The sequence below is a fragment of the Pseudomonas sp. EB271-G4-1 genome (assembly GCF_058791355.1).
On record NZ_JBYTEO010000037.1, the window covers coordinates 63878 to 71943 of the forward strand.

An 8066-nucleotide genomic window follows, 5' to 3' on the forward strand; every position below is an offset into this window, starting at 1 on the left:
TGTAACTGCTTTATACAAAGGTATTAGCACTCAGCAAAACAATGGCTTATCAACATCAATGTGCCATGACCGAAATAAACGACTGGGGAATGGCACCCGCTACCGGGGAAAGTTCCCACCCAATTTCAGGGAACCCGTTTGAAAGTCAGGCTGACGTGGGTGCCCTCGCCCTCACGACTTTCAAGGGCCACCGCCCCGCCAAAGCGCTCCATGATGCGCTTGACCAACACCAGCCCGACACCGAGCCCGCCGCGCTTGGTGGTGAAAAACGGCCGGAACGCCATGAGGCGTTGCTCCTCGGTCATGCCTTTGCCCGTATCGCTGACCACCACGCGAACACGCTGGGCATCGACAGGGGCCATCGTAATGGCCAAGGTACCACCTTCGTCCATGGCCTCCAGCGCATTGGCCAGCAAACTGTTGAGGATTTGCGTCAACTGCACCTGCTGGCTCAGCACCATGGGCGTGCCTATGGGTTCGAACAGCACATTGACCCGCCCCTTGATGATCTGCTGCTCGAAAGCCATCAGGCTGTCGTGGAGCGCCGCCACCAGGTTGACCGGCTCGACGTCGTCATTGAGCGGACGTAGCGATTGCAGCAACTCCCGTACCCACTTCGACATGCGATCGACCTGGCCGATGATGTCGTTGATGTTCTTGTGCGCCGGGCCACTGTCGAACTCCAGTGCCAGTTCGGCGCTTGAGCGAATGGTTGCCAGGGGGTTACGCAAGCTGTGGGCAACGGCCGACGACATCTCGCCCAGGGCGACGAACGTTTCGTTGACGATCAGTTGCTTCTGTTGCGTGGCCAGCAGGATCGCCGCCCGCCGCACGATCCAGTACAACCCCAGGTAAATCAAGCCGCCGCCCAGGGCCGTGGCCATCCATATCAGCACGAGGCCACGTTCCATCCGGCTAATCAGGTCCTTGGGTTCCTTGTAGATCTCGACCATCGCCGTGACGTTCTTGCCATCGGCATCGAACAGCGGAATGTAGTTTTCAATGAAGATGTATTCCGGCGGCGTGACGAACTTTTGTTCCATGCGAGCCTGGTCGACATCGTGATAGCTGGCCGACACGGGCGTCTTCAATGCAAAGGCCTGGTCGAGGTCTTCGTCGGCGTGAATCGTAGTGCCCATCAGGGCCGGGTTGGTCGACCAGATGATCATGCGGTCGGGGGCATAGATGTTGGCCAGGATCACATCCGGCAAATGTTCGATGTGGTCGAGGAATTCGCCCCGGGCGTTGGCGCGGGCCATCGGGTCGACGTCGGGAAAGTCGCGGTCCTTGCGCGGGTCGAGCAGCTCGCCCATGGTCCGCACATTGGGGATCGACACATGGCGCACCTCGGCCGAGGCAATCGCCTGGATGAATTGCGACGTCAACAGGGCATCGCGCTGCACGCTTTCGGTAATCACGAACTTGGTCGACACCGAACCCAACGCCACCGCCACCGTGCCGATCACCGCCATGCTGATGAGCGAAAACCAGCGCAGCAGATTGAACGGCTGTTTGCGCGAGTTCAAGCGAATTTCGCCCTGGTCGGACGCCAGTGTCTTTGCAAGCGTGGTCATGGATAGTGTTCCCGCGAACCCCCTATAGGTTTATAGCGCACCGCTAGCCGTTTGCCCGTCATCGGGGCCATTCCTTCCCCATCCCCCCACTCCCCCTCTGCCCCGATCTACCCCCAATACTGGGGAAAGAGGCCCGCCCGATCATTCACCGCTCGATCGACGAGCGCAGCGCAAACGCCTGTGTACCGGGGCCCTGGCCGACATTTTCGGGGGTTGGCATGGGAGTTGCCGAAGAGCTCACAACTGACCCATATCCCAAGGGGCAGGTACTCTGATAGAGGGAATACTCATGCACCCTTTACTGTCCAAAACCGCGATCGCCCTGATCGTGAGTGCTCTGGCCCAAGGCGCTGCCCAGGCCGCGCTGTTTGCTGTAGATCCTGGCCCCTACCTGCCAGACAATGGTGGCTTCGCCTCCTGGTATCAGGACAGCCATGGCCGGACACTCGATTTGTGTCTATCAAAAGCTGTCAGTTCCAGGGTTCCAAGCGCTCCCGGCGCACCGACCTACATGTGCAACCTGCTGCCGGCTCCCGGCGTTTTCGACGACACGCAGCCGGTGGTTTTCCCGACCAACTTTCCCGATGAAGCGTTCTGGTTCACCGGCGACGGCGCCATCGTCGACGCGGCCCGGGGCATCGACCTGGGGTATGTCAGCGCCGTCGAAGCAGCCTTCGCCGCCGAAGAACCCAAAGAGGGTGACCAGGTCAGTTTCGCCCGTATTCGTATCCGGGTCGACGTGCCCACAGCCGGCACCTATGTTATCACCCACCCCTACGGGGTTGATGTGTTCAACGTCGACACCCCCGGGCGTCGCGCAATCAACATGACCCGCGACATCGGCATCGGCTCGCCGAAAACCTACGACGGCGCACTCAAGGGCGACATCGGACCGTTCCTGCGCAGCGTCAACGGTCCCTACACCGAAACCAACCCGGTCACCGGTCAAGCCGAGCAGTTCGTGGGTGATCCGAACCTGTCGGAAGCCTTCACCGGCAGCCCGTTCAACACCAACTACATCCGCATCGAAGGGCCTAACGGACTGGACTTGCGCACGACGGTGATGGCCATTTCCGGCAAGTTGTCGACGGTGGTCCGGCCCACTCCGATGATCTCCGAGCGCAGCACTTATTCGCGCAAAGCCGGGGAAAGCGCACCGGTTGCACAGCAGGATGTATTCGTGATGGCCCCGCCGCCACCGGCCACCGTGACCCTGGACAGCAATAGCCCGGTGTTGAACCTGACCGAGGCCGACACCACCGGCCACTGGTACGCGCAATCCTCCACAAACCCGACCTTGCCGAGCAGCTTGCAGGTGACCGCCGACAACCACCTGGCCATCCCCAGCAGCACGCCGACCACCCTGTCCATGCCGTTAACCGACCTGGTGGTGATTTCGCAGGCCCAGTACAGCCTCAACAGCGGGCAACTCACCATCGTGGCCTCGACCAGCGATGAAACCTCGCCCCCCGTACTCACCGCCACTTCCGGAACCGGTGCCGCCATCGGCGCCCTGAGCGGCGATGGCGCCGAGAAAATCCTGTCGACCGGCATCACGCCGATTCCACCGGCCAAGGTTACGGTGACGTCATCCAATGGCGGCACTGACACCGAAGAAGTGGTCATCGTGCAATGAACGCTCTCATGCCCAGATCCGCATCAGGAGGCATCATGAACAAGTGGCCACGCTTCGCGCTCAACGCGCTCGGGCTGACTCTTTCGCTGTCCGGCAGTGCGTTCGCGCAACTCGCTGCCGTCGACCCCGGCCCCTACACCTTTGCCACGGGGAAATTCCCCTTGTGGTATCAGGACAACAATCTGCTGTCGATGGAACTGTGCCAGTCCCGCGCCGTGAGTTCGCGGGTACCGAGCACGCCTGGCGCACCCTCCTACATGTGCATCCTGCTGCCCGAACCGGGAATCTTTGACGACACCCTGCCGATGGTATTTCCGGATAACTGGCCACCGGAAGCGTTCTGGTTCCTCGCCGAGACGGCCATCCCCGACAACGCCGCAGGCTACGGCGTGGATGCCTACGTGGCCGGGATTGAAGCGGCATTCGCTTCGGAAAACCCTGTCGACGGCGACCAGGCAAGCTTCGCGCGGATTCGTATCCGAGTGAACATCCCCATCGCCGGGACCTACACCATCACCCACCCATACGGCGTGGAAGTCGTCAACGTGACCGCTCCGGGCCGTCGTGCGATCAACATCACCAGAGATATCGGCATCGGCGCACCCGGTAATTTCTCTGGCGCAGTCAATGGTGACATTGGGCCGTTCCTGCGCAGCGTCAACGGTCCCTACACCGAAGTGAATCCGGACACCGGCGCCATCGAGACCTACGTCGGCGACCCGAATCTCACCGAAGCAGTCACCGGCAGCCCCAACAACACCAACTTCCTGCGTATCCAGGGCCCGGCCGGGACCATTGAGACCAGCCTGTTCAACCTGTCCGGCAAAGTCCTCGACAACCGGGCGCAAACCCCTGTGGAGGTCAGCCGTGCCACGTATCGCCGCACCTCATCGGGTCCAGGCACTAGCAGTACCCGGGTAGAAGTCTTCGGCAAGTCGGTCAACGGCTCGAGCCTGTGCTTCCGCGAAACCGTGGCCCTGGTTCCGGGACCACCGCAGACACCGTGCCTAACCAGCATGCTCGGCGACAACACCGGTCTGTTCTTCGGTCACCGCCTGACGGGTACCGCCGTGCCTCCAATCGTAGTGCTCACCGCTACCGACCCGACTGGTGCCACCCGGCCTACGGCAGTATCGAGCAAAGTCAGCGACGTGGTGAAAGTCCAGACCGCGCGCTACAGCTGGGACAATCACAGCCTGCTGATCGCAGCCACTTCGTCTGACGAAGTGGTGGTACCGGACATGGTCGCCCAAGGCTACGGACGGTTGACCAAGTCCGGCACCCTGCAAACCTTGACGGTTGCCGACCTGCCGCAGCCACCGGCCACCGTCACAATCAAATCCGCCTCCGGCGGCAGTGACACCGAGCCAGTGGTCGTCGTCGGCACTGCACCAGACACCGGCGAGAACAAGGCGCCGATTGCTGTCGCTGACAGCGGCAGCACCAGCTTCGGGATCCCGATCACCCTCAGCCTGCTGACTAACGACAGCGACCCGGACGGCAACACACCGCTGAGCATCATCGAGCTGACCCAACCGGCCACCGGCCAGGGCACCGTGACGATGAGTGGAACCACGGCCGTCGTCTATACGCCGCCAGCCGTGGTGACCGTGCCGCTGACCACAACCTTCACCTACAAGGCGCAAGACATCAAAGGCCTGGCTTCGACTGCTGCGGCGACCGTCACCATCACCGTTGCGCCTAACCAGCCGCCAACGGCCGTCGCTGACGCTGCCGCGACCCTGGGTGTGTCGATACCGATCAACGTGCTGGCCAACGACACCGATCCGGAAGGCAACGTGCCGCTTGCAGTCGCCAGCTTCACTCAACCTCCGACCGGTCGCGGCAGCGTCACCAGTAACGGTACGGTCCTGACCTACAACCCACCGGCCTCGGTTCCCACGGCCTTCACCACGACCTTCAACTACTTCGCCCGGGACAGCTTCGGTGCTGTGTCGGCGACGCCGGCCACGGTCACGGTGCAAGTCTCGCCACGGCCTGCTGCGGAAACCTTCGCGGTCACGACAGCCACGGTGACGGCCCGTTCCAACAACCGCTTCAACTGGGACTTCGCGGGGACCTCCTCGGTGACCACCGGCAACACCATCACCGTCCAGGTGACCACGCCAACCGGCCTGGTAACCCTGGGTAGCACGGCGGTGCCATTGACCGGACGCTGGAGGCTGACCGTCAGCAACTCGACCACGGTGATTCCGTCGGCCAACCCGACCGCCACCATTACCTCGTCCCAAGGCACCGTGCGCACGGTGCAGGTGATCTCGAACTGAGTCCGTGCCCCATCGACTCGCTGAGTTGATGGGGCAGGCCTCCAGCAAAAGGAGCATGCAATGAAAACGTCGACCGCCGCCCTGCTCTGCCTGCTTCTGCTCTGCAGCAGCGCGGGCGTGCGCGCCGACGACTTGATGGAAAACGACGACATTGCACCCGGCGTCGACCTCGGCGAGCTGCCACCACCGGTGGGCCAGCAAGCCCTGATCGACCAGAACGGCCAGGCCAACGTCGCGCTGTTGCAACAGAACGGCCAGTCGCTGCTCGGCCAGATCGTGCAGTCGGGCAGCAATCAGGAAGCCTACATCCTGCAACAAGGCAGCGACCTGATGGCCTTGATCAACCAGCAAGGTTCCGGCAACGCCGCGTCCATCACCCAAACCGGCAGCCACAACCGCGCGCAGATATCCCAGAACGGCAATAACAACGACGCCAGCATTGTCCAGGCCGGCACGGGGCAGCAAAGCGCTGTGACCCAAGCAGGAAATGGAATGAGCGTATCGGTCACTCAATATCGCTAAAGCACTGCACCTTTTGGAGGTTTCATCATGTTCAAATTGACGCCCCTCACCGCCGCCATCCTGGTCATAGTCAGTGCTCAAGCATTGGCCAATGACAGCGTGTCGACCCAAAACCAGTTCGGTGACACCAACATCGCCAATGTAACGCAGACGGCGGCACCGCTAAGCACCGCCACCCAGAACCAGTCCGGCACCGGCAACGACGCGGCTTCCGTACAGGACAACGCCACCAGCACCATCGAGCAGAACCAGAGCGGCAACTACAACGCCGGCTACGCCGAGCAACTGTTCGAAAACAACAGCAGCATCATCCAGAACCAGAGCGGTGACACCAACATCAGCCACGCCAGCCAGTCGATCGGGGTCGGCGGTGGCCAGGTCCTGCAACAACAGGAAGGCACCGGTAACTTCTCGTTCATCTACCAGGACAGCCAGGAAAACACCACCGGCAAAACCTACCAGTACGGCGACAGCAACGAAGCCAACATCGAACAGATCCAGGTGGGCACGGCCAACAACGCGGTGATCATCCAGTACGGCACCGCCAACTACGCCACCGCCGAACAGATCAACCACATGAACGGCCAGATCGATATCAACCAGTCCGGTGGCACCAACTATGCCTATGGTGATCAGCGCAATGGCGAAGGCGGTAACCTGACCATCAACCAGTATGGCGACGGCAACGGCAGCGAAGTCTGGCAGGACACCCAGGTCGCCAGCAAAACCACCATCGACCAGAACGGCCAGACCAACGAAGCCATCGTCGACCAGAGCTTCGGCGACCACAACGTTGCCCAGGTGATTCAGGTCGGTGATCTCAACGCAATCTATGCCGACCAGTTCGAGTCCATGGGCTCGACCGTGACCCTCAATCAACAGGGCATCGGCAACATCCACTTCACCTACCAGACCGGCACCGACCATGTGCTCAACGCCACATCCACGGGTAACGACAACAAGGTCTACGCCAGCAACTGGAAAGGCCCGGCCACGCAAATGGGCGGCCAGTTCGGCACCAACCAACGCGCCACCGTCAACCAGAACGGCAACGGCAACGTCGCCAACTTCACCCAGAAAAACACCGGCCACATCATGACCACCAACCAGACCGGCTACGGCAACAAAACCACGGTCACCCAGGCCGATTCCTACAACGAGCTGTACTTCGACCAGAACGGCACCGACAACATCCTCATCGCCGACCAGCGCGGCACCAACAACCTGGCCCAGGGCAGCAGCACCGGCACCCACAACACCACCGACGTCAACCAGGAAGGCAGCAGCAACCAGGCGTTCACCACGCAGCTGTATGGCGAAGACAACATGATCACCATCAAGCAGACCGACACCATGAACGTCGCCTATGTGACCCAGGGCGGGACTGGCAACATTGCCAATGTCGACCAGAGTGGCATGACCCAGATGGCGAACGTGCAGCAGTTTGGTTCGGCTAACAGTGCGACTGTGTTGCAGAAGTAACTGCATGGGGTGAAAAACCGCGGCTCTTGAGGGAGGGTCGCGGTTTTTTTGTGGCTACAGACAGGCGTTCACACCTTCTTTTTTTGGACGTCACAATCTTGTAGGAGCCAGGCTTGCCGACGATGGCGGCCTCAAGCCGACCAATCGCTCGCGGCTATACCCGATCTACTGTGGGAGCTGGCCTGCCGGCGATGGCGGCCTTACAGCCGAGCATTCTCTCGCAACTGTACCCGATCTACTGTAGGAGCTGGCTTGCCGGCGATGGCGGCCTGACAGCCGACCTATTATCTATTGACTGAGTACATATCCATTCCCGCGGTAACGGCCACTTAGGGTTTCGCCCTTACGGCGAGTCACTTGGAAAAACGGAACGCCGCCCGGCCCCAAGTAACCAAGGGCTCTTGCCCCTGGCGTTCGGTGCCTCGCTAAGGCTCGGCATGCCCTCGCTCCGGTCCTGCTCCGTGGGTCGCCGCGATGGGCCATCCTTGGCCCAGAGTGTGTAAAAACTCCAGCCAACCCTTGCTATGATTCGCCCAGGATTTCATCGCAAGGGCTGCCCATGAA

5 protein-coding genes are annotated in these 8066 nt (G+C 61.2%); 4 read left to right on the forward strand and 1 reads right to left on the reverse strand.

Features of this window, described 5'->3' with window-relative positions; all coding sequences use genetic code 11:
- Positions 1 to 125: 125 nt before the first annotated feature.
- Complete coding sequence (locus AC3WWR_RS19100) at positions 126 to 1574, reverse strand: sensor histidine kinase (RefSeq protein ID WP_033044217.1); 1449 nt, start codon at positions 1572 to 1574, stop codon at positions 126 to 128.
- Between the two features lie 289 nt (positions 1575 to 1863).
- Between AC3WWR_RS19100 and AC3WWR_RS19105 the strand changes: the two genes are divergently transcribed.
- From AC3WWR_RS19105 to AC3WWR_RS19120, 4 genes are read left to right on the forward strand one after another with little or no spacing between them, the layout of a single operon-like run.
- On the forward strand, positions 1864 to 3210 hold the full coding sequence (locus AC3WWR_RS19105; RefSeq protein WP_020796236.1) for a hypothetical protein: 1347 nt from the start codon (positions 1864 to 1866) through the stop codon (positions 3208 to 3210).
- A 35-nt stretch (positions 3211 to 3245) separates the two neighbouring features.
- Positions 3246 to 5498: an Ig-like domain-containing protein gene (locus tag AC3WWR_RS19110; protein ID WP_033044218.1), complete on the forward strand. Its 2253-nt coding sequence runs from the start codon at positions 3246 to 3248 to the stop codon at positions 5496 to 5498.
- Between the two features lie 60 nt (positions 5499 to 5558).
- Positions 5559 to 6020, forward strand: a complete 462-nt coding sequence (locus tag AC3WWR_RS19115) for a hypothetical protein (RefSeq protein ID WP_020796234.1) — start codon at positions 5559 to 5561, stop codon at positions 6018 to 6020.
- A 27-nt stretch (positions 6021 to 6047) separates the two neighbouring features.
- Positions 6048 to 7502 carry a curlin gene (locus AC3WWR_RS19120; RefSeq protein WP_033044219.1) on the forward strand — a complete coding sequence of 485 codons (1455 nt, stop codon included), beginning with the start codon at positions 6048 to 6050 and terminating at the stop codon, positions 7500 to 7502.
- Positions 7503 to 8066: the final 564 nt, after the last annotated feature.